A 25,628-nucleotide genomic window follows, 5' to 3' on the forward strand; every position below is an offset into this window, starting at 1 on the left:
CATTCCCCCGCTACCCGTTAACCATCGCAAAACGGGAGCGGGTCATGGTTGCCCAAGCCTATACAGTGGCCTTTGAAGGCGTCGAGGCCCGCATCGTCGAAGTGCAATGCGCCATTTCGCCGGGAATGCCGTCATTTAGCCTTGTTGGTCTGCCCGATAAGGCCGTTTCCGAGGCAAAAGAGCGCGTGCGCGCAGCGATGACGGCGCTGTCGATTGCTCTGCCGTCAAAACGCATCACTGTTAACCTTTCGCCCGCCGATTTGCCGAAAGAGGGGTCGCATTTTGATCTGCCGATCGCGCTTGCGCTGCTGGCCGCTCTCGAGATTATCCCCAAAGATGCTGCCTCTGGCACGGTGGCCTTGGGCGAGCTTTCGTTGGATGGTCGCCTGATCGCGGTTCTGGGCGCCCTGCCCGCAGCCATGGCCGCGGCCGAGGAAGGCCGCAGCCTGTTGTGCCCAAAGGCCTGCGGCCCCGAGGCCGCTTGGGTCGGCGCCACCCAAGTCATCGCCGCGGCGTCCTTGAACGAGGTGGTGCGCCATTTCACCGGACAAGCCGTGCTGACCGCCGCCGAGGCAGGCGAGGTGACACGCGACCCAAGTGCGCGCGACATGCGCGACGTCAAAGGTCAAGAACGCGCCAAACGTGCGCTGGAAATCGCGGCGGCGGGTCGGCATCACCTGCTGATGGTGGGCACGCCAGGCTCGGGGAAGTCGATGCTTGCAGCCCGCCTACCCAGCATTCTGCCGATGCTCACCGCCACCGAAGCACTTGAAACTTCGATGATTCATTCTCTGGCGGGGCTGCTTTCCGAGGGCGGGATCTCGCGCAGCCGCCCATTTCGCGAACCGCATCACACCGCCTCGATGGCGGCGATCGTCGGCGGCGGCAAAGGCGCAAAACCCGGCGAGATCAGCCTGGCCCATAACGGCGTGCTGTTTATGGACGAGTTCCCTGAATTTCCCCGCATGGTGCTGGAAACTCTGCGCCAACCCATTGAAACCGGCGAGATCATGGTCGCCCGCGCCAATGCTCATATCCGCTATCCCTGCCGCTTTTTACTGATCGCCGCAGCAAATCCGTGCAAATGCGGCTACTTACCCGATCCCGCCCGCGCATGCGCCAAGGTTCCGCAGTGCGGCGAAGACTACCTTGGACGCATCTCGGGACCGCTGATGGACCGCTTTGATCTGCGCGTCGAAGTGCCGCCGGTGGCCTATACCGACCTTGATCTGCCCGCCTCTGGCGACAGTTCCGCGGCGATCGCGGCCCGCGTGCAAGAGGCGCGCACCCGCCAAACCACGCGTTTCGCGGGCATCGCGAACACCCGTGTGAACGCCGATATGGAAGGCTCTACGCTCGAGCATTTTGCCGCCCCTGATGCCGAAAGCCGCGCGATGTTGGCCCGCGTGGCCGAACGCTTTGGCCTCTCGGCGCGGGGGTATCACCGCGTCCTGCGCGTGGCGCGCACCATCGCTGATCTGGATCACTCCACCGATGTGCGCCTACCGCATATCGCCGAGGCCGTAAGCTACCGTCTGGCAATAAAAACCAAGTAATCAGGCGCGCTTGGCCTCGATCGCCTGCCAAATCTTTTCGGCAGCATTGGTGCCGTCAAACCGCTCGAGCTCTTGCAAACCAGTGGGCGAAGTGACGTTGATCTCGGTCAGATAATCGCCAATGACGTCGATGCCGACGAAGATCTGACCATGCTCGCGCAGCACGGGACCAATGGCTGCACAAATCTCAAGATCGCGCGCGGTCAAACCCACCTTCTCGGGTCGCCCACCCGCATGCATGTTAGAGCGCGTCTCACCTGCCTGAGGCACCCTATTGATCGCACCCACAGCTTCGCCATCCACCAGCAGAACTCGTTTGTCTCCCTTGGAAACATCGGGCAAAAACTTCTGCATAATCAAAGGCTCACGGTTGATGCCACAAAACAACTCGTGCAAGGACGCAAGGTTCTTATCCTGGGCATCCAACCGGAACACCCCCGCGCCACCATTGCCATAAAGCGGCTTCAGAATCACATCTCCATGCTTGGCCTTGAACGCCCGCAAGGTCGCAAGGTCGCGCGCGATTGCGGTCGGAGGCGTCAAATCAGGAAAACGCAAAACCAACAGTTTTTCGGGATAATTTCGCACCCAGAACGGATCATTGACCACCAAAGTCTTGGGGTGGATCATATCCAGCAAATGCGTGGTGGTGATGTAGCCCATGTCAAAAGGCGGATCTTGCCGCAGCCAAACCACATCAAAATCAGCCAAGTCGACTTCGACCTCGTCGCCATAGCTGACATGATTGCCCAGTTCTCGCCGCAGCGTGATCGGAAAGCCGCGCGCAATCACACGCCCCTCAACAAAGGCCAATTTGTCGGGCGTATAGAAGAACAGCGAATGCCCCCGCGCCTGTGCCTCTAGTGCTATTCGATAGGTGCTATCCCCATCAATATTGACCAAGCCAATCGGGTCCATCTGCAAGGCGACTTTAAGGGACATATCACGCTCCGAGTTATGTGAGCCCTTGATGCCGCAAGCGGCGCTGTGATGCAATCAGGCCGCGCAGGCGTTTTCCAAAATCTCGATCCGCCCAGCACCATCCACCAAAGCAACGTCAAAGCGCACATCCGTCAGCTGGCCCGCAGGTTCGCCCGCCAAAAACTCACTTGCTGCACCATAAATCCGCGCAATCTGCCGTGGCGTCAGATGTTCTGCGGCCTGTGCATGAGTGCGGCTTTGCTTCACCTCGATAAAAATCACCTCTGCACCATCACGGGCAATCAGATCAATTTCACCAGACTGCCCACGCCAACGCCGCGCACAGATCAGGCGCCCCGAGCGATTGTAAAGCTGGGCAACCTGCTCTTCGGCGGCAAAACCCGCCTGATAGGATATGGCCCCGCGCGCCGCCCTCATGCGCCAGCCCGCCGCAGTGCCAGTTGATAAACATCGCGGCGCGGCAGACCATAGGCCTGTGCAACCGCCGTTGCCGCATCCTTCATCGTCATATGTGTCAAAGCCTGATCCAAAGCCTGCTCCACCGTTGCCGCATCCGCCTGCTGTTCTGGGGCGCGATCCACCAGAACAACAATTTCGCCTTTCACCGTGCGATCCGCAAAATCTGCCGCCAATTGATCAAGGCTGCCCCGAGACACCTCTTCGAATCGCTTGGTCAGTTCACGACAAACCGCTGCTTGCCGCCCGCCTCCCAAAGTATTCACCAAATCACCTAATAATCCGCTAACGCGTTTTGGTGATTCGTAAAATATAAGGGTCGCTTGCACCTGCGCCAGGTCGCGCAAAAAGGTCTCGCGCGCCGATTTGGTCACGGGTGGAAACCCCGCAAAAAGAAACCGATCCGAGGGCAGCCCCGAGACCGTCAGCGCACAAAGCACCGCCGAGGCACCCGGTGCCGAAAGCACTTGCAGGCCTTCGGCAATCGCCCCGCGCCCCAACTGAAACCCGGGGTCCGAGATCAGCGGCGTGCCGGCTTCCGAGGCATAGACCACCGATTTGCCTTCCGCGATGGCGCGCAAAAGCCGAGGCATGGCGCTGTCATTGTTGTGTTCGTGATAGGCGACCATCGGGCGGTCTGCCAAGGCGATGCCGTGAATCTCCATCAGATGTCGCAGCGTGCGGGTGTCTTCGGCGGCCAGCACATCGGCCGAGGCTAAAATATCCAAGGCGCGCAGGGTGATATCACGCGCAGCCCCGATTGGGGTTGCGATAAAATATAGCCCTGCGCTGAGGCGATGTTTCTCGGCCGCATATTTGCCCTCTGCCACGCCTTTTTCTCCCTGACAATTTACTTCCAGCCGCAAAGCGCTTAGTCTTTCAACCTGTGCCAAGGGGGTAAGGATCCTTATGTTGTCTGTTTTAACGCGTGCCCGCAAGTCGTTGGGGTTTTTCTGCGCTGCGGTGGCAGCTTTTGCGATTTCGGCCTGTGTGCCGGCCTCTGGGCCCAGCCTTGGCGCGGGCGCAGGTTCAGGCCGTGTACAGATTGCCCTGCTAACGCCTTCGGGCTCGGGCCAAGCCAGTGACGAGCTTTTGGCGCGGTCGTTGGAAAATGCTGCGCGCATGGCGATCTCTGATCTTGGCGGCACACAGATTGATTTGCGGGTTTATGGCACCGCGGGCCAACCGGCTCAGGCGGCAGCAATGGCCTCGAAAGCCGTGGCCGAGGGGGCGCAGATCATTCTGGGGCCGGTCTTTGCACAAGAGGCCAATGCCGCGGGTCTTGCCGTCGCCGCAAGTGGCGTGAATGTTCTGGCGTTTTCGAACAACACCGATATCGCGGGCAACAATGTGTTTGTGCTGGGGCCAACCTTTGACAACACCGCCGCGCGGCTGGCAGCCTTTTCCGTACGGCAGGGCAAGGCCAACATCATGATTGTGCATGATAAAAACACCGCAGGCGAGCTTGGCCGCGCCGCCATTCAGCGCGGGGTCTCTATCGCTGGCGGCACGGTTGTGGCGACAGGCAGCTATGAGTTTTCGCAAAATGGCGTGGTCAGTGCAGCACCTGTGATTGCCGCAAATGCGCGCTCTGCCGGAGCGCAGGCGATCTTTATGACCGCCGATACAGCAGGCGCTTTGCCTTTGATCAGCCAGCTTTTGGCCGACAACGGCATGGGGCCGAGTGTCACGCAGTTTATCGGGCTGACCCGTTGGGATATTCCAGCCGCGACTTTGGCGCTTCCGGGGGTGCAGGGCGGCTGGTTTGCCATGCCGGACCCAGCGCTTTACGCGCAATATCAGGCACGGTATCAGGCGAGTTTCAGCGAGCCACCGCATCCGATTTCTGGTCTGGCCTATGATGGCGTCGCCGCCATTGGCGCGCTGCTGCGCAATGCAGGCCCCGGCCCGATCCGTGCCGCCAGCCTGACCCAAGGCGCAGGCTTTGTTGGCGTGAATGGTATCTTCCGGCTGCGCGCGGATGGCACAAATGAGCGTGGTCTGGCGATTGCCCAGATCCAAAACGGTCAAGCCGTGGTGATCGAGGCTGCGCCCCGCAGCTTTGGCGGCGCTGGTTTTTAACAGGTAAAGGCACGGTCCTGCGGCATGAACCTCTCTGATATCCCGCAGGACCGCAGCGCCTTGCTTTTGCCGCGCGCGCAGATCCTTGATGCCGATGCGCTTTTGGCGCGCATCCGCGCCGAGCTTTCGCCTCAGATCGACCCGCGAGAGGCCCGCGGCATCGCGGTGCGCCATATGCTGGCGGCAAAAACCGCAGCGACCGCGGCACTGGAGGCCGCCTTTGCCGCCCATCCGCGCCACGCCCGCCCGCTGGTGCTGGCGCAAAGCTATCTAACCGATGTGCTGGTCACCACCGCGCTTGCCGTTGCGCGCGACACGCTGCACCCCGCCCCCAACCCAACCGCAGCCGAGCGGCTGACTGTGCTGGCCGTGGGCGGTTTTGGCCGCGCCGAAATGGCGCCGCAATCCGACGTTGATCTGCTGTTCTTAACGCCTTGGAAGATGACGCCCTGGGCCGAAAGCATCATCGAATCGATGCTTTACATGCTGTGGGATCTAAAGCTCAAGGTCGGCCATTCCAGCCGCACCATCGCAGATTGCATCCGGCTTGGCCGCGAAGACATCACCATTCGCACCGCCCTTTTGGAACACCGCTTTATTGCGGGCGACGCAGATATGGCGGACGAGCTGGGCGACAAGCTTTGGTCTGATCTGTTCCGCACCACGGGTGCCGAGTTTATCGAGGCCAAGCTGGCCGAGCGTGAAACCCGCCACAAACGCCAAGGCGGCCAGCGCTATGTCCTGGAACCCAATGTCAAAGAGGCAAAAGGCGGGCTTCGCGATCTGCAAACGCTGTATTGGATTGGTAAATATCTGCACCGCGTGCCTTCGGCTTCGGGGCTGGTGGCCGCTGGGCTGTTCACCCAAAGCGAATACGAGACCTTTCGCGATGCCGAAGATTTCCTTTGGGTGGTGCGCTGTCATCTGCATTACATCACTGGCCGCCCCTCAGATCAGCTGACCTTCGATCTGCAAGTCGAAGTTGCGGCCCGCATGGGCTACCGCGACAGCAAGGCGCGGCGCGGTGTTGAATACTTTATGCAAGATTACTTTCGCCAAGCCACGCTGGTTGGCGACCTGACGCGGGTTTTCCTGACCGAACTTGAAGCGCGCCATGTCAAACCCGCCGCGCGTCTGCTGGGGTTTTTCAGCCGCAAACGGGTGAAGTCGGGCTATAAGCTGGTGCAGGGCCGCATCGACATCGTTGATCCAGATGATTTTTTGAACGACCCCGTCAATATGCTGCGGATTTTCGAGGAATCGCTGCGCTCGGGCTATCTGTTGCACCCCAACGTCATGCGGCTGATCGCGGCCAATCTGCACCGGATCGACGATTCGGTGCGCGAGGCGCCCGAGGCTCGGCGGATCTTGCTGGATCTGATGTTGAAACACGGCAACCCCGAACGCGCGCTGCGCCGGATGAACGAGCTGAACGTGCTGGGCGCGCTGATCCCCGAGTTTGAAAACATCGTCGCGATGATGCAGTTCAACGTCTACCACAGCTATACGGTGGACGAGCATATCATCCAGACCATCTCGGTGCTGGCGCAAATCGAACGTGGTGAATTGATCGAAGATCTGCCGCTGTCTTCCTCTATCTTGAACACCGGCATCAACCGCCGTGTGATCTATGTGGCGCTGCTGCTGCATGACATCGGCAAGGGGCGGCCCGAAGATCACTCGATCATCGGGGCACAACTGGCGCGCCGCATCGCGCCGCGTCTGGGACTCGACGCCGAGGAATGCGAAACTGTCGAATGGCTGGTGCGCTATCACCTTTTGATGTCTGACATGGCGCAAAAGCGCGATATTGGCGACCCGCGCACGGTGCGCGACTTTGCCAAGGCGGTGAAAACCAAAAAGCGGCTGGATCTGCTGACGGTGCTGACCGTCTGCGACATTCGCGGCGTTGGCCCCAACACTTGGAACAATTGGAAGGCAATGCTGCTGCGCCGTCTTTACGGCATGACCGCCGATGCGCTGGAAGACGGGCTGGAAAGCATCAATCGGCCCAACCGCGAAGACGAGGCCAAGGCCGAGCTGCAAAGCCGCCTGCGCGATTTTTCGGCCACCGCGCTGAAACACGAGACCACGCGCCACTACCCCCCCTATTGGCAGGGCCTGACCCCCGATGCGCAAGAGGTCTTTGCCCGCCTGCTGCAAGGCCTAAGCGATGCCGAGATCCGCATAGATTTGCACCCCGAACCCGCCCGCGATGCCACCCGCGCCTGTTTCGCGCTGGCCGATCATCCGGGCATCTTCTCGCGGCTGGCGGGGGCTTTGGCGCTGGTTGGGGCCAATGTGGTTGACGCGCGCACCTATACCTCGAAAGACGGCTTTGCCACCGCGATCTTCTGGATCCAAGACAGCGATGGCCACCCCTACGAGGCCTCGCGCCTGCCGCGGCTGCGCGCGATGATCGAGAAAACCTTGCGCGGCGAAGTCATCGCCCGCGAGGCGCTGACGGTTCGCGATAAGGTGAAAAAGCGCGACCGCGAATTCCGCTTTCCGACCCATATCACCTTCGACAACGAAGGATCAGACATCTACACCATCATCGAGGTCGACACCCGTGACCGCCCCGGCCTGCTGTTTGATCTGACCCGCACTTTGGCAGTGAACAACATCTATATCGCCTCGGCGGTGATCGCGACTTATGGCGCGCAGGTGGTCGACAGCTTTTACATCAAAGATGCCTTTGGCCTGAAACTGCATGCCAAGGGCAAGCAAGAGGCCCTAGATCGCAAGCTGCGCCACGCCATGGCAGAGGGCGAAAAGCGCGCGCAAGAACAGGGCTAGGCGCGGGGCATCTGCTTTCTGAATTCCCCTCGCCTGCAATCCGCGATAGATCATTGGCCTGGATGTGCCGATCTTGCCAACCACAAACCTGACGCCAGCAAACGGGGCCCTATGAGATCCATCAGCCTGATCCGCTCTATTCTGACTGTCGGTGGCTGGACCCTGCTGTCACGCGGCGCAGGCTTTGCCCGCGATATGATGCTGGCCGCCTATCTGGGCGCGGGCCCGGTGGCCGATGCCTTTAACGTGGCGTTTTCTTTGCCCAATATGTTCCGCCGCTTTTTCGCCGAGGGTGCCTTCAACATGGCCTTCGTGCCGATGTATGCCAAAAAGCTGGAGGCTGGCGAGGATGCCAACGGCTTTGCCCGCGACGCCTTTAACGGCATGGCGGCGATTCTGATGGTGTTTTCGGTGCTTGGCACGCTGGCGATGCCTTGGCTGGTCTATGCCATGGCCTCGGGTTTTGCTGGCGATGCGCGCTATGAGCTTGCGGTGCTTTATGGCCAAATCGGGTTTTGCTATATCATGTTCATCAGCCTTGTGGCGCTGCTGTCAGGTGTGCTGAACGCGCATGGCCATTTCACCGAAGCCGGTTTCGTGCCGGTGCTGATGAACCTGATCTTTATCGCCGCCATGCTGCTGGCCAGCCAAACCGGCTGGGATATGGGCATGACGCTGGCCTGGACCGTGCCGGTGACAGGCATCGCGCAGCTTGGCTTTACCTGGATTGCGGCGCGCAGGCTGGGCTTTAGCTTTACCCCGCGCTGGCCAAAGATCACGCCCGAACTCAAGCGTTTGGCCTATATCGCCGCCCCTGCGGTCTTGGCGGGGGGGGTGGTGCAGATCAACCTGCTGGTCGGCCGACAAGTGGCCTCTTACACCGAAGGCGCAGTGTCTTGGCTGGTCTATGCCGACCGGCTTTATCAGCTGCCGCTGGGGGTTGTGGGCATCGCCATTGGCACGGTTTTGCTGCCCGATCTGTCGCGCCGTCTGCGCGCAGGCGACGAGGCCGGCAGCCGCGAAAGCTTTAACCGCGGCACAGAATTCGCGCTGGCGCTGACCCTGCCTGCCGCCGCCGCGCTGATCACCATCGCGGTGCCGCTGACCTCTGTGCTTTATCAGCGCGGGGCCTTTGGCGCGGTGGATGCCACCAATACCGCGCTTGCGCTGGCGATCTATGGCGCGGGGCTGCCGGCCTTTGTGCTGCATAAGGTCTTTCAGCCGCTGTATTATGCACGCGAAGACAGCCGCTCGCCGTTTCACTTTGCGATTGTGTCGATGGTGGTGAATGCCGCGATTGCGGTCGGGCTGATGCCGCTGATCGGCTTTGCCGCCGCCGCACTTGCCACCACCGTTGCGGCTTGGGCGATGGCGTTTCAGCTGTGGTTTGGCACCCGCAAAATGGGCGATGCGGCCCGCTTTGACACCCGCTTTCGCAGCCGCGTGCCACGCGCTGTTGCCGCCTCGATCGCGATGGCGCTGGCGCTGTATCTGGGCCAGTTGGGGCTGGCCGAGACGCTGGTGAATCCGACATGGCGCTATGCCAGCCTTGCCCTGCTGATCACGCTGGGCAGTCTGGTCTATTTCAGCTTTGGCGCGACCATCGGTGCCTTTCGGCTTGGCGATTTTCGCCGCAACCTGCGGCGTTAACGCTGCCGCAGTCGCGCCTGCAATCTGGCAAAACCGTTGGGGCTGACGAGGAAAGACAACCCAAAGCCGCAGATAAAGCCGCTGAGTTCCGCAATCCAATCCCAGCCCAAGGGCATCGGCCCCATGCTGGGAAACAGTTTCGGCAAAAGCGTGAACACCAGCCCAAACACCACCTGAATAGCCATCAACCCGCCAATCAGCGAAAACGCCCGCTGCGGCTGCGGCCCCATCCGCGACAGGCCCTTCCACAGCACAAAGCTAAAGGCCCCAATCAGCCCCGCCACCCCGGGATAGGCGCCAAACAGCGGCTGGCTTTGCACCAAACTGCCGTAAACCAAAGCCCCAACCGCTGCCGAGGCAACAAAGACCAGCGCCACCGCCCAACCGGCAAAAACCTCGGCCACGAACTTGCCCAGCGCAAGCGTCAATACCACGCCAAACAAAGCGCTCATCGTGGTCTGATGCACAAAGGCAAAGCTGACAAAGCGGCGCAACAGCTCAAAGTCAAAGGCCCCCGCCTGCGCCTGTTGCCGCCAATAGTCGGGAAAAAACCCAAAACCTTCCAGCGCAGCCACCCGCCAGCCAATCGCCGCGCGCCCGCCGATCATTCCCGCCTCGGCGAGGCTCAGCACAAGCTCAACGCCGATCATCGGCAAGACCAAAAGCCAAACCACCGGCGGCAGCGGATTGATCGGCGCAATATCGTGGTCTTGCATGGCAGCCTCCTTGAATGCGTCGATTGACGCCCCTTGCCCCCAGCGTTAAGCCAGATCAGCATATATTTCCAGATGGAGTTCCCCATGTCCGAGCCGGTCCAAACGCCTCAGACCTTCCCCACCCGCATCTTCTCGGGCATTCAGCCTTCGGGCGGCCTGACGCTTGGCAATTACCTTGGCGCGCTGAAGCGCTTTGTGCAAAAGCAGGATGAGGGCATCGAGACAATCTATTGCATCGTCGATATGCATGCGATCACCGTCTGGCAAGACCCGGCCAAACTGCGCCAACAAACCCGCGAACTGGCAGCAGGCTTTATCGCCGCAGGCATTGATCCTGCACGCTCGATCCTGTTCAACCAAAGCCAAGTCTCGGCGCATGTCGAATTGGGCTGGATTTTCAACACGGTGGCCCGCATGGGCTGGATGAGCCGGATGACCCAGTTCAAGGATAAGGCGGGCAAAAACTCCGAGAACGTCTCGCTCGGCCTCTTTGCCTATCCCGCGCTGATGGCTGCCGATATTCTGGCCTATAAGGCCACGCATGTGCCGGTAGGCGAGGATCAAAAGCAGCACCTTGAACTGACCCGCGATATCGCGGCCAAGTTCAACAATGACTATGGCGTGAATTTCTTTCCCATCACCGAACCGGTGATCGAAGGCGCCGGCACCCGCGTGATGAGCCTGCGCGATGGCACCAAAAAGATGTCGAAATCCGACCCCTCGGATCAATCCCGCATCAATTTGACCGATGATACCGACACCATCGCCAAGAAATTCCGCAAGGCCAAGACCGATGCAGAGCCGCTGCCCGAAGATCTTGAAGGCCTAAAAGACCGCCCAGACGCCCGCAATCTGGTCAATATTTATGCGGCCTTGGCAGATATAACGCCCGAAGCCGTCATCAGCCAATATGCAGGTGCGCAATTTGGCACCTTCAAACCCGCACTGGCCGATCTTGCGGTGGCAAAACTTTCGCCCATCACCCGCAAAATGAGCGAGCTGATGCAAGATACCACCGAGATCGACCGCATCCTTGGCGCAGGCGCCGCCCGCGCCAATGCTATAGCCCGCCCGATCGTGGATGAGGTCTATGACATCATTGGCATGATCCGCTCGCGGCAGATCTAGGTCTAGGTCTGAACGGTTCAGCCAAGCTGCTTTTGCAGAAGCCTCCGGCGGGGATATTTAGGCCAAGATGAAATAAATCGCGCTTTCATCTTGGCCTAAATATCCCCGCCGGAGGCAAAAATGCTTTCAGCGCGCAGACCGCGTCAAGGTTGGCTCAGGGCTGACATCACAGCGATTGCATCCGGCGAATCCCATTCGGCATCACCGATAAGCCGCGCCACTTCTTGACCCTCGGGGTTCAGGATCAGAGTCATAGGAAGTCCAACGACGCCCAAAGGCCGCGCGAGGGCCATTTTGGGATCTCGCAGCACGGTCAGATTTTTGATCTCTGCCTCTGCAAAGAATTTTGTAATCTGATCGGGTGCGTTGCGGCCTGCGGCGAGGGGGACGACGACAATATCGGGCAGGGCGGCTTGCAAGCGATCCAGCGAGGGCATCTCGTGACGGCAGGGCGCACACCATGTGGCCCAGAAATTCAGCACCACCCATTTGCCTTTGAAGGCCTCCAGGCTTTGCGGGCCGTCTTGCATATCCAGCAGTTCGACCTGCGGCAGATCAACAGGGGCCGCTTGCAGCACCAGCTTTTTCATCTCGCCGTTGAGCAAGCCCTCCAAAGGCCCCGCCTGTGCTGCATCAAAATTTGCACCCAGAGCAAAGCCCGTATACACAGCCGCCAACAGCAGTTTTCGCATCATGTGAGAGGCCCTTCCATGACCAATTCGCCCAAAGCCCCCGTTTCTGCCAATCAAATGTGGGGCGGGCGCTTTGCCTCTGGTCCTGATGCGATCATGACCGCGATCAATGCCTCGATCGGCTTTGACAAACGGCTTTATGCACAGGACATCGCGGGCTCTCGCGCCCATGCCGCCATGTTGGCTGCCACGGGTATCCTTACCTCTAGTGATGCCGAGGCGATCGGGGAAGGCCTGCTCACGGTATTGTCAGAGATTGAGGCCGGGAATTTCGTGTTCTCGGAGGCTTTGGAAGACATCCATATGAATGTCGAAAGCCGGCTGAAAGAGATCATTGGCGAACCTGCCGGGCGTTTGCACACGGCGCGGTCGCGCAATGATCAGGTGGCGGTGGATTTTCGGCTGTGGACGCGCGATCAATGTGATGCGGCGATTTCGGGGCTGACGGCTCTGATGCAGGCGTTTTTGGCGCAGGCCGAGGCGGGCTGTGATTGGGTGATGCCGGGCTTTACGCATTTGCAGACCGCGCAGCCGGTGACTTGGGGCCATCATATGCTGGCCTATGTCGAGATGCTGGCGCGTGACAAATCGCGGTTTGAAGATGCGCGTCGGCGGATGAACGAATGCCCCTTGGGGGCGGCGGCCTTGGCGGGCACCTCTTTCCCGATTGACCGGCATATGACGGCAAGTGCTTTGGGCTTTGATCGCCCCACGGCCAACAGCCTTGATTCGGTGTCAGACCGCGATTTCGCGCTGGAATTCCTTGCTGCCTCGTCGATTTGCGCGATGCATCTGTCGCGCTTTGCCGAGGAATTGGTGATCTGGTCTTCGGCGCAGTTCCGCTTTGTGCGGCTGTCGGACAAATGGACCACGGGGTCCAGCATCATGCCGCAAAAGAAAAACCCCGATGCCGCAGAGTTGTTGCGCGCAAAGCTGGGGCGGATCTTGGGGGCGACGGTGGCGCTGTTTACCATCATGAAGGGGCTGGCGCTGACCTATTCAAAGGACATGCAAGAAGACAAAGAGCAGGTCTTTGACGCCGCCGATACGCTGATGCTGGCGCTTGCGGCGATGACCGGAATGGTGGGCGATATGACTGCCAACCGCGATGTGCTGGCAGCCTCGGCCGCCAGCGGGTTTTCGACCGCGACCGATCTGGCCGATTGGCTGGTGCGGGCGCTGAACTTGCCGTTCCGCGATGCGCATCATGTCACCGGCACCTTGGTCGCCATGGCCGAGAAAAACGGCTGCGATCTGCCGGATCTAAGCCTAAGCGACATGCAATCGGTGCATGCAGGCATCACCACCGAGGTCTATTCGGTGCTGGGCGTGCAAAATTCGGTGCGCAGCCGGATGTCTTATGGCGGAACCTCGCCCACCCGTGTGGCCGAACAAGTCGCGCGCTGGAAACAGCTTCTTTCTTAATGCAGTCTTTTCAAGGCTTTAACCTGAGGTGACTATGACCAAGTCTCAAATCTCTGCAATGCTTTGCGTATTGGCGCTTATGGGCTGTGGGGCCGCCGGGGAACCGGTGGCGCCGGGGGTGACGATTGAGGCCGAAGCACGGGTCGGCGTCGTGGTGAAATAAACTGCAAGGGCACAGGCTGAATTGCGCCGCGCGCGGCCTGTGCTATACCGCATCCGTCTGATTTTCAAAGGGGCTGCCGCATGGACCATTTTCTCTATCGCAACGGCAGCTTACATGCCGAAGACGTCGCGCTCTCGGAAATCGCCGCTGCGGTTGGCACGCCGTTTTATTGCTATTCTGCGGCCACGTTGACGCGGCATTATCAATTGTTCACCGAAGCCCTAAGCCCGATGCCGCATTTGGTCTGCTTTGCGATCAAATCCCTGTCGAATATCGCAGTGCTAAAGCTGCTGGGCGATCTGGGTGCCGGCATGGATGTGGTCTCGGGCGGGGAATACCGCCGCGCGCTGGCGGCAGGGGTTTCGCCCGACAAGATCGTGTTTTCAGGCGTCGGCAAGACGGCCGAGGAAATGCAGCTGGCGCTGACCCATGGCATTCGCCAGTTCAACGTCGAATCTGAACCCGAGCTGCGGGCGCTGTCGGCGGTCGCGGTGGCCTTGGGCAAAATTGCGCCGATCACCATTCGGGTGAACCCCGATGTCGATGCAAAAACCCACGAGAAAATCGCCACGGGCAAAAAAGAGAACAAATTTGGCATCCCGATCAACCGCGCCGTCGAGGTTTATGCCGAAGCCGCCGCCCTGCCGAATTTGCAGATTGTCGGCATCGACGTGCATATCGGCTCGCAACTGACCGAGCTGGAACCCTTTGAACAGGCCTATAAAAAGGTGGCCGAGCTGACCGAGACGCTGCGCGCGCAGGGCCATAGCATCACACGGCTTGATCTGGGCGGCGGTTTGGGCATCCCCTACGAGCGGTCAAATTCTGCGCCGCCCCTGCCGCGCGAATATGGCGCGCTGATCCAGCGCACCTTGGGTCATCTGGGCTGCGAGATTGAGATCGAACCCGGTCGGCTGATTTCGGGCAATTCTGGCGTGCTGGTATCCAAGGTTATCTATGTAAAAAACGGCGAGGACCGCGATTTTCTGATTTTGGATGCGGCGATGAACGATCTGGTGCGGCCTTCGATGTATGGTGCGCATCACGACATTTTGCCGGTGATCGAAGCCGAGGCCGCAACCGAGGCGCAAAGCTATGACGTCGTCGGCCCGGTCTGTGAAACCGGCGATACCTTTGCCAAAGCGCGGCCGCTGCCGCCGTTGCAGGCCGATGATCTGGTGGCCTTTCGCTCGGCTGGGGCCTATGGCGCGGTGATGGCTTCGGAATATAACACCCGCCCGCTGATCCCCGAGGTTTTGGTGCGCGGCGATCAATTTGCCGTAATCCGGGCACGGCCAAGCTATGAAGAGATTCTCAACCGCGATAGCATTCCCACGTGGCTGTAACCGAAAGCACCGGATGGACCAAAGCGACAAGGCCCAACTGCTAAGCCAGATCAAAACCCCGCTGCGCTTGACGTACGCGGGGCTTTGGGCTGAACGCTTGGCGCGCGCCTTTTGGCCACTTTGGAGCGTTGCAATTGCCGCGGTCTCGACGCTGGCCTTTGGGGTGCAAGACCTACTGGCCTTAGAGCTGGCTTGGTTTGGCCTTGTGATCACCGGACTTGGGCTGATCTGGGCGCTGGTCCACGGGGTGCGGCAATTTCGCAGGCCGCTGCACGCAGAAGCCTTGGTGCGGCTGGACAGCCGAATGCCGGGGCAGCCGATTGCGGCGCTGCTTGATGCCCAAGCCATTGGCGCCAATGATGCGGCCTCGCGTGCGGTCTGGCAGGCGCATCGGGCGCGGATGTTGGCGCGTCTGCCTGCGGCGCGTGCGGTGCAGCCCGATCTGCGTTTGGCCAGCCGCGACCCCTTTGCCCTGCGCTATGTCGCGCTGACTGCGCTGCTGATGGCGCTGCTGTTTGGCTCGATCTGGCGGGTGACCACGCTTTCGGGCATCGCCCCCAGCCCCGCCAATGCCGCTGCTGGTCCCGCTTGGGAAGGCTGGGCCAAGCCGCCGGCCTATACTGGCAAGCCCGCGCTTTATCTGATCGATCAGGCAGGCGATACGCTGACGCTTCCGGCGGGCACCACGCTGCAAGTGCGGCTTTATGGCCCGCCGGGTGCGCTGATTCTGTCTGAAACCGTCTCGGGCCGCACCGAGGCAACCGCCGCCTCTGATCCTGTGCAAGACTTCAGCCTAAGCCAATCGGGCGAAATCGCCATCAGCGGGGCTGGCGGGCGCAAATGGCAGGTGATCGTCACCCCAGATCTTGCCCCCTCTATCAGCCCCGAGGCGACGATCGGGCGCGAAGCAGATGGGCGCTTTAAGCAAAAATTCAGTGCCGCCGATGATTATGGGGTCACAAAGGGCCAAGCCACCATCACGCTGGATCTGGCCGCCGTGCCACGCCGCTTTGGTCTTGCCACCGAACCAGAGGCGATTGCGCCGGTGACGCTGGATCTGCCGCTGCCGATCAAGGGCAGCCGGACCGAAGTGAAAACCACGCTGATCGACGATCTGTCCAAATCGGTGCTGGCCAATCTGCCGGTGACGATTGCCTATGCCGCCAGCGATGCCGCAGGCCAAACCGGCACGGCGGCGCCAGTGCATGTGATTCTGCCGGGGCGCCGGTTTTTTGATCCTTTGGCCGATGCCATCATCGAGATGCGCCGTGATCTGCTGTGGTCGCGCGCCAATGCGCCACGGGCGGCGCAAATTCTGAAAGCCATCAGCCACCGCGCCGAAGCGGATACGCCTGATGTCGCGGCCCTAACGCGGTTGCGCGCGGCGATTAAGCGGTTTGAGACTGCCGATCTGACGCCAGCGCTGCGCGATGATCTGGCCGAAGAGCTGTGGCAAGTGTCCTTGATGATCGAAGACGGCCAGCTAAATAGCGCCAAAGAGCGGTTTCAGCGCGCGCAAGATCGTGTTGCCGAGGCCATTCGCAAAGGCGCCAGCCCCGAAGAGATGCAGGCGCTGATGGACGAGATGCGCAAGGCTTTGGATGACTATATGGCCGAAGAGGCCAAGAAAAATCCGCGCGATCCGAAGGATGAAACCGCACCGCAGCAAAGCGGGCCCAGCATCACCCAAGACCAAATTCAACAGATGATGGATAAGATCCAACAGCTGATGAAAGACGGCAAAACCGCCGAAGCCGCCGAAGCGATGCGCCAGCTGCAAGACCTGCTGAACAACATGAAGGTGCAGCAAGGCGATGGGCAGGGCCAAGGTCAGGGCCCCGCTGGCCGCGCGATGAAAGGCTTGGGCGACACGCTGCGCGATCAGCAAGGCCTGTCCGATGACGCTTTCCGCGACATGCAAAACGGTCAGGATGGCACACAAGACGGCGGCAAAAGCCTGTCCGAGCGGCAGCAAGATCTGCGCAAACGGCTTGAAGCAATGAAAGACGGCACTGACCTGCCCGGACAGAACAGCGAAAAGGGCCAAGCAGGGCGGCAAAAACTGGATGATGCCGGCCGCGCCATGCAAGACGCCGAACAGGCGCTGCGCGACGGCGATCTGTCAGGCGCTTTGGATCAGCAGGCCGAAGCTATGGACAAAATGCGCCAAGGCCTGCGCGATTTTGGCGAGGCTTTGGCGCAAGAGCAGGGCCAGCAAAGCAACTCTGCCGAGGGTCAAAGAACAGCCGAAGCTGATCCAAATGGTGCGATCGACCCGCTTGGCCGCGAAAACTCTGCCCGCATCGGCTCGGATAAGAACCTGCTTCAGGGCCAAGACGTCTACCGCCGCGCCCAAGAGTTGCTGGATGAAATCCGCAAACGCTCGGGCGAGCAATCGCGTTCGGAAGGCGAACGCGGCTATCTTAAGCGGCTGTTGGATCTGTTTTGACCCGCCAAGCGCTTAGACAGCGGTCTTAAGGCCGTTCAAAAACGCAATCGCGCTTTGCAGCAGCTGGTCCAGTTGCAGCCGCGCCAGATCAACAGCTTGGACAAATCCCGTCAGGGCAGCCGAGGCCGCTGGGATCTGCTGCGCGATTTTTGGCGCCATCACATAAACCGTCACCAAAAGCACCGCCAGCACCAGCATCAGCACAAAGCCCGAGCCAAAACCCGAAGCTTGGGTCTGCGGGGAGGCGGTTGCAGCCGTGGCATCCGCCGCTCCGCTGCGCTTTTCACTGCTGGCGCGCAGCGTCGAATTTATCTCTTCAATTTCAGGAAAGACGTCGGCACGGGTCTGTGGCTTGACCATCCGTGCCGTCTCGGCCCCCTTCATCCGCGCCAACCGCTGCGCGACGGCCCCCAAACCGCTTGCGTCCTTGGCTGGAGCCTCAAGCGCCATATCCGTCTGCATCTCCATGCGCGGTGCTTCGGCGCGACGGGCCTCGACCTCGCGCTCGGCCTCTTCTTTCAAGACCGACAACACAGACTCGTCGAGCTGGCGCTGCGGCATCGCGGCAGATGCAGGTGCAGGTGCAGGTACGGGCCGTTCTACCGGCGGCGGCGGTTCGTAAAGCGCCTCTTCGGCGGCAATTGCAGCCTCAAGCTCGGGCGAGATTTGAAACCACGCATGGCCGCAGTTCGAACATTGTACATCGCGACCGCCATCGGGAATAACCGAAGCATCGACCTCGTATTCAGCGTCGCAGTTTGGGCATACAAGACGCATGTGCTATCTGTCCGGATCATATTTTGGTTTTCGTTGCCAACTTGTAGCAACGAAGCCAACATTCTGGAAGCCTTTCTGGCAAATACCCTGACCAACGATTGAATCCGCTGGCCGCTTGGGCAATGGTGCAACGCAAGCTTTTCTCAGCCCAAAAGGACCGATGCGGTGATTGCACTCGAGAATGTCGCCTACAGCTATGGGGGCGGCGAACTGCTGTCGGACATGTCGCTGCGGCTGGCCCCCGGGTCGTTCCATTTTTTGACCGGCCCTTCTGGCGCGGGAAAATCCACTTTTCTAAAGCTCTGCTATGGCGAGCTGCTGCCAACTGCCGGCCATATCACGCTGTTTGACCGCGATGTGCGCAGCCTGACGCGCGATGACATCGCCTATACCCGCCGCCGCATTGGCGTGGTGCATCAAGATTGCCAATTTCTGGACCATCTGCCGCTTGCCGCCAATGTCACGCTCCCGCTGACGGTTGCGGGGCGGGCGGAAAACGCAGGCGATCTGGCCGATCTTTTGGGCTGGGTCGGTCTGGGGGCCTTGGCGCAAGCGCTGCCGCCCTCGCTTTCAGGTGGCGAGCGGCAACGCGCAGCCCTTGCCCGCGCCATCATCATGGGCCCCGATGTGATCTTGGCCGACGAGCCCACCGGCAATCTGGATTGGGAGATGTCGCTGCGCCTGCTGACCTTACTGACCGAGTTGAACCGCATGGGCAAAACTGTGGTGGTGGCGACGCATGATCTAAACCTGATCCGGCAGGCGAAATCCTTGGTGCCGGCACGGGTGCTGCGAATCTCCAAACGGCGGATTCATTTGGCGGGGGCAGACTTATGATGCGCCTGCCGGCTTTTCTGCGCGATGAAGGCAAGGGGGACAGCGTGGTGCCACCCTCGGGCCATACCGCTTGGCTGACCAGCTTTACCGCAGCGGCAATGGCCTTTCTGGCGGTCTTTGCGCTGGCGCTATCGCTGGCAGCGGGCAGCCTTGCGGCGCGCTGGCAAGCCTCGCTGGACCGCACCGCAACCGTGCGGCTGTCTGCGCCGGAAGATCAGATTGATCTGCAAACCAAGGCCGTGCTGGCGACGCTGGCAACCACTCCTGGCATCGCCTCGGCGCGGGCGATGACCGACGACGAGCAACGCGCACTGCTGGCGCCTTGGTTTGGGCCCGATCTGCCGGTTGATACGCTGCCACTGCCACGGCTGATCGAGATCACCGAAGACAGCGCCGGCTATGATGGCGAGGGTCTGCGCCAACGCCTGGCCGCCGAAGCCCCCGGCGCGGTGCTAGATGATCACACCCGCTGGCGCCGCCCCTTGGCGGTGGCCGCCACGCGGCTGCGGCTGCTGGGCTTTATGTCGATCGTGCTTATCGGCACAGCCACCGCCGCGATGATCACCCTTGCCGCAAGCGCGGCCCTTGCCGCCAATGCCCAAGTCATCAGGGTTTTGCGCCTGGTCGGCGCCCGCGATGTTTATATCGCAAGGGCCTTCGTGCGCAGGTTCACCCTGCGCGCTCTGATGGGGGCGGCTGCTGGCACGGGCCTTGGCATGGTGGGCGTCTGGATGCTGCCCTCTGCCGACAGCGCCGGAGGCTTTCTGACAGGCTTAGGCTTTCAAGGCGCAGGCTGGCTTTTGCCCTTGCTTCTGCCCCCCCTCACTGCGGCCGTCGCCTATGCGGCAACCCGCGCCAGCGCCCTGCGCAAACTTCGGGAACTTACATGAAGACCTTTGTCCAAACCCTGCTGTCGACCGTCTTTATCCTCCAGATGTATCTGGCAATGGCGGTGGTGGCGATTGTCTACTTTCCCTATGCGCTCTTGCACCGCGACGGCGCGGTGGCCGCCTGCCATGCCTATTGCCGCTGGGTCTGCTTTTCGCTGCGGCTGATTTGCGGGCTGAAAACCGAAGTGCGTGGCACCGTGCCAACTGGCGAGATGCTGATCGCCCCCAAGCATCAAAGCTTTCTGGATATCATCATGATCTACGGCGCCCTGCCGCGCGGTAAATTCGTGATGAAGGCAATCCTCGGCTGGGCGCCCTTTCTGGGCTGGTATGCAAAACGCATCGGCTGCATTTTCGTCAACCGTGGCAAGCGCGGGGCGGCAATCACCAAGATGCTGGCAGATGTAAAGTCTGGCGCCAGCCTGCCCGGTCAGCTGATCATCTACCCCCAAGGCACCCGCGTCGCCCCCGGCGACCAACGCCCCTATAAGATCGGCACCGCCGTGCTTTACAGCCAATTGCAGCAGCCCTGCATCCCGGTTGGTGCCAATGTCGGCCTGTTCTGGCCCAAACGTGGCATCCTGCGCCACCGCGGCACAGCCGTTGTTGAATTCCTGCCGGCGATCCCACCCGGCCTAACCAATGATGCCTTCATGGCCGAGCTTGAAGCCCGAGTCGAAACCTCCTCCAACGCCCTGATGGCCGAGGCTGGCTTCAAATGACCGAGTGGATCAGCAACCTTGACAGCCTGCACGCAGCCTATGGCACACCAAAACCGCCGGCCCTTGCCAAGGTCACAAACCATCTGACACCCGCCTATGCCGGCTTCATCGCGGCTTCGCGATTCTGTGTGCTCTCCAGCGTCGGCCCCGAAGGCACCGATGGCAGCCCACGCGGCGACAAAGGCCCGGTGGTCACAGCGCTCGATGCCCAAACCCTCGCCCTGCCCGACTGGAAGGGCAACGAGCGGATTGATACCCTGCGCAACATCCTGCGCGATGGCCGCGTCAGCCTGCTGTTCTTGATCGCAGGCTCCACCACCACCGTGCGCGTCAATGGCACCGCCCGCATCACCGCCGACACAGCCCTGCGCCAGCGCTTTGCACGCGGCGACACCCTGCCGCGCACGGTGATCGTGATCAAAATCGCCGAGGTCTATTCGCAATGCGCCCGCGCCCTGCAACGCGCGGCGCTCTGGACCAGCAACGCGGATGCAGCAGACCTGCCCAGCGCTGGCCAAATGCTGCATGACGCCACCCAAGGCCAGATCAACGGCGCCGATTACGACGCCGAGCGCGCCACCCGCGCCGATCTGGGCTGGTGGTAACCCCACAAACCCTTTCATCTTGGTGAAAATATCCCACGGGGGGCCTGCTTGGGCCTGCCCAAGCAGGTGGGGGTGTGAAACCCCCTGCGCCCGCAGCCCCTATATCAAGCCGCCAGCCCCTTTGATCCCATGCTTAGAAACTTCTGCCGACGATCCTTGATCAGCGCATCGGGTTTCTTGCCCGACAGCTCTTTCAGCATCGCTTCAATGGCTTTGCCAACCGCCTCAATACTGGCCGATTGCCCGCGCTGCGCGCCGCCCAAAGGCTCGGTGATGATCCGGTCAATCACCCCCAGCTTTTGCAAATCCTGCGCCGTCAGCCGCAAAGCCTCTGCCGCTTCGCGCATCTTCTCGGCGTCTTTCCACAGGATGCTGGCGCAGCCCTCGGGCGAGATCACCGAATAAACCGAATGCTCCAGCATCGCGATGCGATTGGCGGTGGCAAAGGCCACAGCCCCACCCGAGCCGCCCTCGCCAATGATCACCGAAATCAGCGGCACGCCAATTTCCAGGCATTTCGCTGTCGAGCGTGCAATCGCCTCGGACTGGCCGCGCTCTTCTGCGCCCTTGCCGGGATAGGCGCCGGGGGTGTCGACCAATGCGATCACTGGCAGACGAAAGCGGTCAGCAATATCCATCAAGCGCACGGCTTTGCGATAGCCTTCGGGCCGCGCCATGCCGAAATTCCGCTCGATCCGGCTTTTGGTGTCATTGCCCTTCTCGTGGCCAATCACCATCACCGGCATATCGTTAAAGCGCGCAAGCCCGCCCATCACGGCCTGATCCTCGGCAAAGCCACGATCGCCGGACAAAGAGGTAAACTCGGTGAACAGCGCCTCGATATAATCCTTGGCATGCGGACGGTCCGGATGCCGCGCCACCTGACATTTCTGCCAAGGCGTCAGCGTGCGATACAGATCCTTCAGCATTTGCTCGGCCTTGCGGTCCAAAGCTTCGGCTTCCTTGGCAATATCCATCCCCGGATTGCCCCGCGCCATCGCGCGCAGCTCTTCTGCCTTGCCTTCAATTTCGGACAAAGGCTTTTCAAATTCGAGGTAATTCATGCGGCACTCCAACAGGGCAACCGTGCCTATATGGCGGGCGCGCCGGAAAAAAGCAACTGCCTGCGGCCGCACCCAATCCTTGACAGCCAGCCCCCAGAAACAGCACAGCCCTGCGGTTTCCCACAGGGCGTGCATCCTCCCCTTTATGCGACAGAGGGCCTCCTCTCCCTATGCCGCGCGGGTGTCTCTGGTAAGGGCTTGCCCTTAGGTAACGTCACTGTGTCGTCAGAGTAAAAGTGAGTCAACAGTTTTGTTATGCAGCCCGAAAATCAGGCAGCTGCAATCATCTCTGCCTGTTTAACGATCACCTCTGCCTGCTTGATCGAGGCAATATCGACCAACCGGCCCTTGAACACCGTGGCGCCTTCGCCGCGCGCCTTGGCATCGGCCATTGCCGCCAAAATCTCGCGCGCTTCGGCAACGGCCTGCGCCGAGGGGGTAAAGACCTCGTTGGCCAATGCGATCTGTTTGGGGTGGATTGCCCATTTGCCAACCATGCCCAGCGTCGCCGAGCGTAAGGCCTGCGCGCGAAAGCCTTCGTCATCGGAAAAATCGCCAAAGGGGCCGTCCACGGGCAAAATGCCATGGGTGCGGCAGGCAGCCACAATCGCCACTTGCGCCCAGTGCCATGGGTCAGACCAATGCTTCACCCCCTCGCGCAGCATATAGTAATTCTCTTGGGTGCCGCCGATGCCGGTGGTCTGCATCCCCATGCTGGCGGCAAAATCCGCCGCACCTAGGCTCATCGCCTGCAAACGCGGGCTAGAGGCTGCAATCTCTTCGACATGGGCAATGCCTGCGGCGGATTCGATGATCACCTCAAAGGCAATCGGCTTGCTGCGGCCCTTGGCGCGTTCAATCGCGGTGACCAAAGCATCCACCGCATAGACATCGGCAGCGCAGCCGACCTTTGGGATCATGATCTGATCCAGCCGATCGCCCGCCTGTTCCAGCAGATCAACCACATCGCGATACCAATAGGGCGTATCAAGTCCGTTGATCCGCACGGAAAGCCATTTCTTGCCCCAGTCCACATCCGAAATCGCTGCGATCACATTGGCGCGGGCAGCGCCCTTGTCAGAGGGTGCCACCGAATCCTCGAGATCCAGATTGATCACATCCGCCGCACTTGCCGCCATCTTTTCAAACAGCGCAGGCCGCGAGCCGGGCCCGAACAACTGGCAACGGTTGGGGCGCGCGGGGGGGGCGGGTTGCAGACGAAAGGACATTTAGCCTCGCAAGTATGTTTCTAATTTGATATCTATCGGGTTATATTGTTGCGCAACCACTCGCAAGCGATTTTCGCATCCGCAGCAAAATTACCGCGCCGCAGCAAGATCTTTGGCAACGACCAAGCAAAGATACGGCTTGGCTTGGCATGATGCAGCTTGGCAAGAAACAGATCATGGGCGGGCCTATTGCCACCTTGACGGGCCGCTTTTGCTCCGCCAAGACCATGAACAGCCGCTGATCCATGACGCCGTCGGCGTCTACCCAGCACAACCGCAGCTTTGGGGATAAACCATGACCCGTACCGTCTATCTGAACGGCGACTATCTGCCGGAAACCGAGGCGAAAGTCTCGATCTTTGACCGTGGCTTTCTGATGTCGGATGGCGTCTATGAGGTGACTTCGGTTCTGGGCGGCAAGCTGATCGACTTTGCCGGCCATTGCGCCCGCCTTGGCCGCAGCCTGTCCGAACTTGGCATGGCAGCGCCTTGCAGCGATGCCGAGCTGCTGGCGATCCACCGCGAGTTGGTCACGCTGAACGACATCACCGACGGCATGATCTATTTGCAGGTCACCCGTGGCAATCCGGGCGACCGCGATTTCGCCTATCCGCCGGCCGATACCAAACCGACGCTGGTGCTGTTCACGCAAAACAAACCCGGCCTTGCCGATGCCCCTGCCGCCAAAACCGGCTGGAAGGTGATCTCGGTTGCTGACGAACGTTGGGGCCGCCGCGACATCAAGACGACGCAGCTTTTGTATCCGTCGATGGCCAAGATGATGGCCAAGGCCGCGCATGTCGATGACGCTTGGTTTGTCGAAGACGGCATGGTGACCGAGGGCACCTCGAACAACGCCTATATCGTCAAGGGCAACCGCATCATCACCCGCGCGCTGTCGCATGACATCTTGCACGGCATCACCCGCGCCGCCGTGCTGCGCTTTGCCGCCGAAGCGCAGATGGAGGTGGAAGAGCGCAACTTTACCATCGCCGAAGCCCAGCAAGCCGACGAGGCCTTTGTCACCTCGGCTTCGGCCTTTGTGATGCCGGTGGTGGAAATCGACGGCGCTGCAGTGGGCACCGGGGCCGTCGGCCATTTGGTGCCACGCCTGCGCGAGATTTATCTGGAAGAAATGGCGAAAGCCGCGATCTAAGCTTGGTCCACGGGCGGGAGTTACCCGCCCGTGTCGCCTTAGTAGTCCTGCATGACTTTGCTTAGATCAACATCGGCGGCCTTTACGCCCGCCAAAAGTGCTACGGGTTCACCGTCCAGATGCAGCATGGCCCCACCCGAGACATCGAAAACAGAGGTCGGAAGGTCACTAGTCCCATCATGAAAAATAGTCAGCTTGTCGTCGGCAAGATGATAATCGGTGATCGTCACAGGATCATCACCCGTGACATGGTACACGCCAAAATCATCCTTTCCTGCGCCACCTGTCAAAATGTCGCCCTTGTCACCAAACAAAACGTCGTTGCCATCACCGCCGTAAAGGTCTGACGGATCAGTTGCCGCATCATGATTGTTGATCGCGCGACCAAGCCTATCGACCTGAGTTGGGCTCAAATCAGCGCCAAACTGATCCAAAAGGCGCACGCCGAAATCATCAGTTTGCCAATCCGTATCCGTGGGGAGGCTAACAGAATTGACACCCGAGAGACTATCATTTCCCGCCCCGCCAACCAAAGTATCACCGCCCGACAGAGAGGCCAGCACATCATTGCCGCTGCCGCCGTCTAGGTAATCATTTCCCGCGCCGCCCAAGAGAAAATCATCGCCAGCGCCACCATAAAGCTTATCATCACCAACGCCGCCCAAGATGGTATCGGCACCAGCGCCGCCACCGAGCGTATCAGCCCCAGCCTCGCCCGAGATCACATCATCGCCCGCGCCGCCGGAAACATAGTCACTGCCGCCACCGGCAAAGACCACCTCATCGCCCGGGGTGCCAACCACCTGATCAGCTTGGTCCATCGCTTTGAAGATCGTGCTATCCACGGGCGTGATCTCGGCACTGCCTGAATAATCCGAGAGCGTGTCGGTGGAATCAGGGCCGTCGTCAGCGCTGCTGCCAGATCCGCCAGATCCGCCATGATC

23 protein-coding genes are annotated in these 25,628 nt (G+C 60.6%); 14 read left to right on the top strand and 9 right to left on the bottom strand.

All coding sequences use genetic code 11. The features are described 5' to 3' along the window. Window positions 1-44: 44 nt before the first annotated feature. Complete coding sequence (locus tag V7Q10_RS04710; protein ID WP_333867897.1) at window positions 45-1,556, top strand: YifB family Mg chelatase-like AAA ATPase; 1,512 nt, start codon at window positions 45-47, stop codon at window positions 1,554-1,556. On the opposite strand, the gene gshB is transcribed toward V7Q10_RS04710, so the two are convergent. From gshB to rsmI, 3 genes are read right to left on the bottom strand one after another with little or no spacing between them, the layout of a single operon-like run. Then, window positions 1,557-2,498, bottom strand: coding sequence for a glutathione synthase (gene gshB / locus V7Q10_RS04715; RefSeq protein ID WP_333867898.1), 942 nt, complete (start codon window positions 2,496-2,498; stop codon window positions 1,557-1,559). 54 nt (window positions 2,499-2,552) lie between these two features. Then, window positions 2,553-2,915 carry a YraN family protein gene (locus V7Q10_RS04720; RefSeq protein ID WP_333867899.1) on the bottom strand — a complete coding sequence of 121 codons (363 nt, stop codon included), beginning with the start codon at window positions 2,913-2,915 and terminating at the stop codon, window positions 2,553-2,555. Then, window positions 2,912-3,784, bottom strand: a complete 873-nt coding sequence (gene rsmI / locus V7Q10_RS04725; protein WP_333867900.1) for a 16S rRNA (cytidine(1402)-2'-O)-methyltransferase — start codon at window positions 3,782-3,784, stop codon at window positions 2,912-2,914. Before rsmI ends, V7Q10_RS04720 begins: the two co-directional genes overlap by 4 nt. Window positions 3,785-3,863: 79 nt before the next feature. On the opposite strand from rsmI, the gene V7Q10_RS04730 reads away from it, so the two are divergent. From V7Q10_RS04730 to murJ, 3 genes are all read left to right on the top strand, one after another. Beyond that, window positions 3,864-5,036 carry a penicillin-binding protein activator gene (locus V7Q10_RS04730; RefSeq protein WP_333867901.1) on the top strand — a complete coding sequence of 391 codons (1,173 nt, stop codon included), beginning with the start codon at window positions 3,864-3,866 and terminating at the stop codon, window positions 5,034-5,036. A gap of 24 nt (window positions 5,037-5,060) precedes the next feature. Next, window positions 5,061-7,835, top strand: coding sequence for a [protein-PII] uridylyltransferase (locus V7Q10_RS04735; protein WP_333867902.1), 2,775 nt, complete (start codon window positions 5,061-5,063; stop codon window positions 7,833-7,835). Between the two features lie 111 nt (window positions 7,836-7,946). Next, window positions 7,947-9,485 (top strand): murein biosynthesis integral membrane protein MurJ, encoded by a 1,539-nt coding sequence (murJ, locus tag V7Q10_RS04740; protein WP_333867903.1) that lies wholly within the window; start codon window positions 7,947-7,949, stop codon window positions 9,483-9,485. On the opposite strand, the gene V7Q10_RS04745 is transcribed toward murJ, so the two are convergent. After that, window positions 9,482-10,201 (bottom strand): rhomboid family intramembrane serine protease, encoded by a 720-nt coding sequence (locus tag V7Q10_RS04745; protein WP_333867905.1) that lies wholly within the window; start codon window positions 10,199-10,201, stop codon window positions 9,482-9,484. The two genes, murJ and V7Q10_RS04745, sit on opposite strands and share 4 nt — an antisense overlap. Before the next feature lie 84 nt (window positions 10,202-10,285). Between V7Q10_RS04745 and trpS the strand changes: the two genes are divergently transcribed. Beyond that, on the top strand, window positions 10,286-11,329 hold the full coding sequence (trpS, locus tag V7Q10_RS04750) for a tryptophan--tRNA ligase (RefSeq protein WP_333867906.1): 1,044 nt from the start codon (window positions 10,286-10,288) through the stop codon (window positions 11,327-11,329). A gap of 143 nt (window positions 11,330-11,472) precedes the next feature. On the opposite strand, the gene V7Q10_RS04755 is transcribed toward trpS, so the two are convergent. Next, on the bottom strand, window positions 11,473-12,024 hold the full coding sequence (locus tag V7Q10_RS04755) for a TlpA family protein disulfide reductase (protein WP_333867907.1): 552 nt from the start codon (window positions 12,022-12,024) through the stop codon (window positions 11,473-11,475). A gap of 15 nt (window positions 12,025-12,039) precedes the next feature. Between V7Q10_RS04755 and argH the strand changes: the two genes are divergently transcribed. The 4 genes from argH (at window position 12,040) to V7Q10_RS04775 (ending at window position 17,404) form a co-directional block, all read left to right on the top strand. After that, window positions 12,040-13,446 (top strand): argininosuccinate lyase, encoded by a 1,407-nt coding sequence (argH, locus tag V7Q10_RS04760; RefSeq protein WP_333867908.1) that lies wholly within the window; start codon window positions 12,040-12,042, stop codon window positions 13,444-13,446. A gap of 34 nt (window positions 13,447-13,480) precedes the next feature. After that, entirely contained in the window at window positions 13,481-13,609 is a 129-nt protein-coding gene (locus V7Q10_RS04765) for a hypothetical protein (RefSeq protein ID WP_333867909.1), read from the top strand. A gap of 80 nt (window positions 13,610-13,689) precedes the next feature. Next, on the top strand, window positions 13,690-14,955 hold the full coding sequence (gene lysA / locus V7Q10_RS04770) for a diaminopimelate decarboxylase (protein WP_333867910.1): 1,266 nt from the start codon (window positions 13,690-13,692) through the stop codon (window positions 14,953-14,955). Between the two features lie 13 nt (window positions 14,956-14,968). Next, complete coding sequence (locus V7Q10_RS04775) at window positions 14,969-17,404, top strand: DUF4175 domain-containing protein (protein WP_333867911.1); 2,436 nt, start codon at window positions 14,969-14,971, stop codon at window positions 17,402-17,404. A gap of 12 nt (window positions 17,405-17,416) precedes the next feature. On the opposite strand, the gene V7Q10_RS04780 is transcribed toward V7Q10_RS04775, so the two are convergent. After that, the gene (locus V7Q10_RS04780) at window positions 17,417-18,181 is read right to left on the bottom strand and encodes a zinc-ribbon domain-containing protein (RefSeq protein WP_333867912.1); all 765 of its coding nucleotides are present in this window, start codon (window positions 18,179-18,181) and stop codon (window positions 17,417-17,419) included. A gap of 165 nt (window positions 18,182-18,346) precedes the next feature. Between V7Q10_RS04780 and V7Q10_RS04785 the strand changes: the two genes are divergently transcribed. Genes V7Q10_RS04785 through V7Q10_RS04800 form a run of 4 tightly spaced genes read left to right on the top strand, consistent with a single transcriptional unit; the run spans window position 18,347 to window position 21,235 of the window. Continuing rightward, window positions 18,347-19,018, top strand: coding sequence for a cell division ATP-binding protein FtsE (locus V7Q10_RS04785; RefSeq protein ID WP_333867913.1), 672 nt, complete (start codon window positions 18,347-18,349; stop codon window positions 19,016-19,018). After that, window positions 19,015-19,908, top strand: coding sequence for a cell division protein FtsX (locus V7Q10_RS04790; protein WP_333867914.1), 894 nt, complete (start codon window positions 19,015-19,017; stop codon window positions 19,906-19,908). Before V7Q10_RS04785 ends, V7Q10_RS04790 begins: the two co-directional genes overlap by 4 nt. After that, complete coding sequence (locus tag V7Q10_RS04795) at window positions 19,905-20,630, top strand: lysophospholipid acyltransferase family protein (RefSeq protein WP_333867915.1); 726 nt, start codon at window positions 19,905-19,907, stop codon at window positions 20,628-20,630. Before V7Q10_RS04790 ends, V7Q10_RS04795 begins: the two co-directional genes overlap by 4 nt. Continuing rightward, on the top strand, window positions 20,627-21,235 hold the full coding sequence (locus V7Q10_RS04800) for an MSMEG_1061 family FMN-dependent PPOX-type flavoprotein (protein WP_333867916.1): 609 nt from the start codon (window positions 20,627-20,629) through the stop codon (window positions 21,233-21,235). Before V7Q10_RS04795 ends, V7Q10_RS04800 begins: the two co-directional genes overlap by 4 nt. 104 nt (window positions 21,236-21,339) lie before the next feature. Here V7Q10_RS04800 and V7Q10_RS04805 read toward each other — a convergent pair whose 3' ends face one another. After that, entirely contained in the window at window positions 21,340-22,299 is a 960-nt protein-coding gene (locus V7Q10_RS04805; protein ID WP_333867917.1) for an acetyl-CoA carboxylase carboxyltransferase subunit alpha, read from the bottom strand. A 269-nt stretch (window positions 22,300-22,568) separates the two neighbouring features. Next, the gene (locus V7Q10_RS04810) at window positions 22,569-23,528 is read right to left on the bottom strand and encodes an L-malyl-CoA/beta-methylmalyl-CoA lyase (protein ID WP_333867918.1); all 960 of its coding nucleotides are present in this window, start codon (window positions 23,526-23,528) and stop codon (window positions 22,569-22,571) included. A gap of 295 nt (window positions 23,529-23,823) precedes the next feature. Between V7Q10_RS04810 and V7Q10_RS04815 the strand changes: the two genes are divergently transcribed. Beyond that, window positions 23,824-24,684, top strand: a complete 861-nt coding sequence (locus V7Q10_RS04815; RefSeq protein WP_333867919.1) for a D-amino-acid transaminase — start codon at window positions 23,824-23,826, stop codon at window positions 24,682-24,684. Window positions 24,685-24,722: 38 nt separating this feature from the next. Here the strand turns inward: V7Q10_RS04815 and V7Q10_RS04820 are convergent. Beyond that, a partial coding sequence (locus tag V7Q10_RS04820; RefSeq protein ID WP_333867920.1) for a calcium-binding protein occupies window positions 24,723-25,628 on the bottom strand: 906 nt, incomplete at its 5' end.

Origin of the sequence: Cypionkella sp. (assembly GCF_036782355.1) — a bacterium.
Taxonomy (GTDB): domain Bacteria; phylum Pseudomonadota; class Alphaproteobacteria; order Rhodobacterales; family Rhodobacteraceae; genus Cypionkella.

What these genes read in the sequence shown, in the direction of transcription:
- V7Q10_RS04710 (WP_333867897.1), top strand. Translation starts at nt 45, where the DNA reads ATGGTTGCCCAAGCCTATACAGTGGCCTTTGAAGGCGTCGAGGCCCGC.
- gshB (WP_333867898.1), bottom strand. Translation starts at nt 2,498, where the DNA reads ATGTCCCTTAAAGTCGCCTTGCAGATGGACCCGATTGGCTTGGTCAAT.
- V7Q10_RS04720 (WP_333867899.1), bottom strand. Translation starts at nt 2,915, where the DNA reads ATGAGGGCGGCGCGCGGGGCCATATCCTATCAGGCGGGTTTTGCCGCC.
- V7Q10_RS04730 (WP_333867901.1), top strand. Translation starts at nt 3,864, where the DNA reads ATGTTGTCTGTTTTAACGCGTGCCCGCAAGTCGTTGGGGTTTTTCTGC.
- V7Q10_RS04735 (WP_333867902.1), top strand. Translation starts at nt 5,061, where the DNA reads ATGAACCTCTCTGATATCCCGCAGGACCGCAGCGCCTTGCTTTTGCCG.
- murJ (WP_333867903.1), top strand. Translation starts at nt 7,947, where the DNA reads ATGAGATCCATCAGCCTGATCCGCTCTATTCTGACTGTCGGTGGCTGG.
- V7Q10_RS04745 (WP_333867905.1), bottom strand. Translation starts at nt 10,201, where the DNA reads ATGCAAGACCACGATATTGCGCCGATCAATCCGCTGCCGCCGGTGGTT.
- trpS (WP_333867906.1), top strand. Translation starts at nt 10,286, where the DNA reads ATGTCCGAGCCGGTCCAAACGCCTCAGACCTTCCCCACCCGCATCTTC.
- V7Q10_RS04755 (WP_333867907.1), bottom strand. Translation starts at nt 12,024, where the DNA reads ATGATGCGAAAACTGCTGTTGGCGGCTGTGTATACGGGCTTTGCTCTG.
- argH (WP_333867908.1), top strand. Translation starts at nt 12,040, where the DNA reads ATGACCAATTCGCCCAAAGCCCCCGTTTCTGCCAATCAAATGTGGGGC.
- V7Q10_RS04765 (WP_333867909.1), top strand. Translation starts at nt 13,481, where the DNA reads ATGACCAAGTCTCAAATCTCTGCAATGCTTTGCGTATTGGCGCTTATG.
- lysA (WP_333867910.1), top strand. Translation starts at nt 13,690, where the DNA reads ATGGACCATTTTCTCTATCGCAACGGCAGCTTACATGCCGAAGACGTC.
- V7Q10_RS04775 (WP_333867911.1), top strand. Translation starts at nt 14,969, where the DNA reads ATGGACCAAAGCGACAAGGCCCAACTGCTAAGCCAGATCAAAACCCCG.
- V7Q10_RS04780 (WP_333867912.1), bottom strand. Translation starts at nt 18,181, where the DNA reads ATGCGTCTTGTATGCCCAAACTGCGACGCTGAATACGAGGTCGATGCT.
- V7Q10_RS04790 (WP_333867914.1), top strand. Translation starts at nt 19,015, where the DNA reads ATGATGCGCCTGCCGGCTTTTCTGCGCGATGAAGGCAAGGGGGACAGC.
- V7Q10_RS04795 (WP_333867915.1), top strand. Translation starts at nt 19,905, where the DNA reads ATGAAGACCTTTGTCCAAACCCTGCTGTCGACCGTCTTTATCCTCCAG.
- V7Q10_RS04800 (WP_333867916.1), top strand. Translation starts at nt 20,627, where the DNA reads ATGACCGAGTGGATCAGCAACCTTGACAGCCTGCACGCAGCCTATGGC.
- V7Q10_RS04805 (WP_333867917.1), bottom strand. Translation starts at nt 22,299, where the DNA reads ATGAATTACCTCGAATTTGAAAAGCCTTTGTCCGAAATTGAAGGCAAG.
- V7Q10_RS04810 (WP_333867918.1), bottom strand. Translation starts at nt 23,528, where the DNA reads ATGTCCTTTCGTCTGCAACCCGCCCCCCCCGCGCGCCCCAACCGTTGC.
- V7Q10_RS04815 (WP_333867919.1), top strand. Translation starts at nt 23,824, where the DNA reads ATGACCCGTACCGTCTATCTGAACGGCGACTATCTGCCGGAAACCGAG.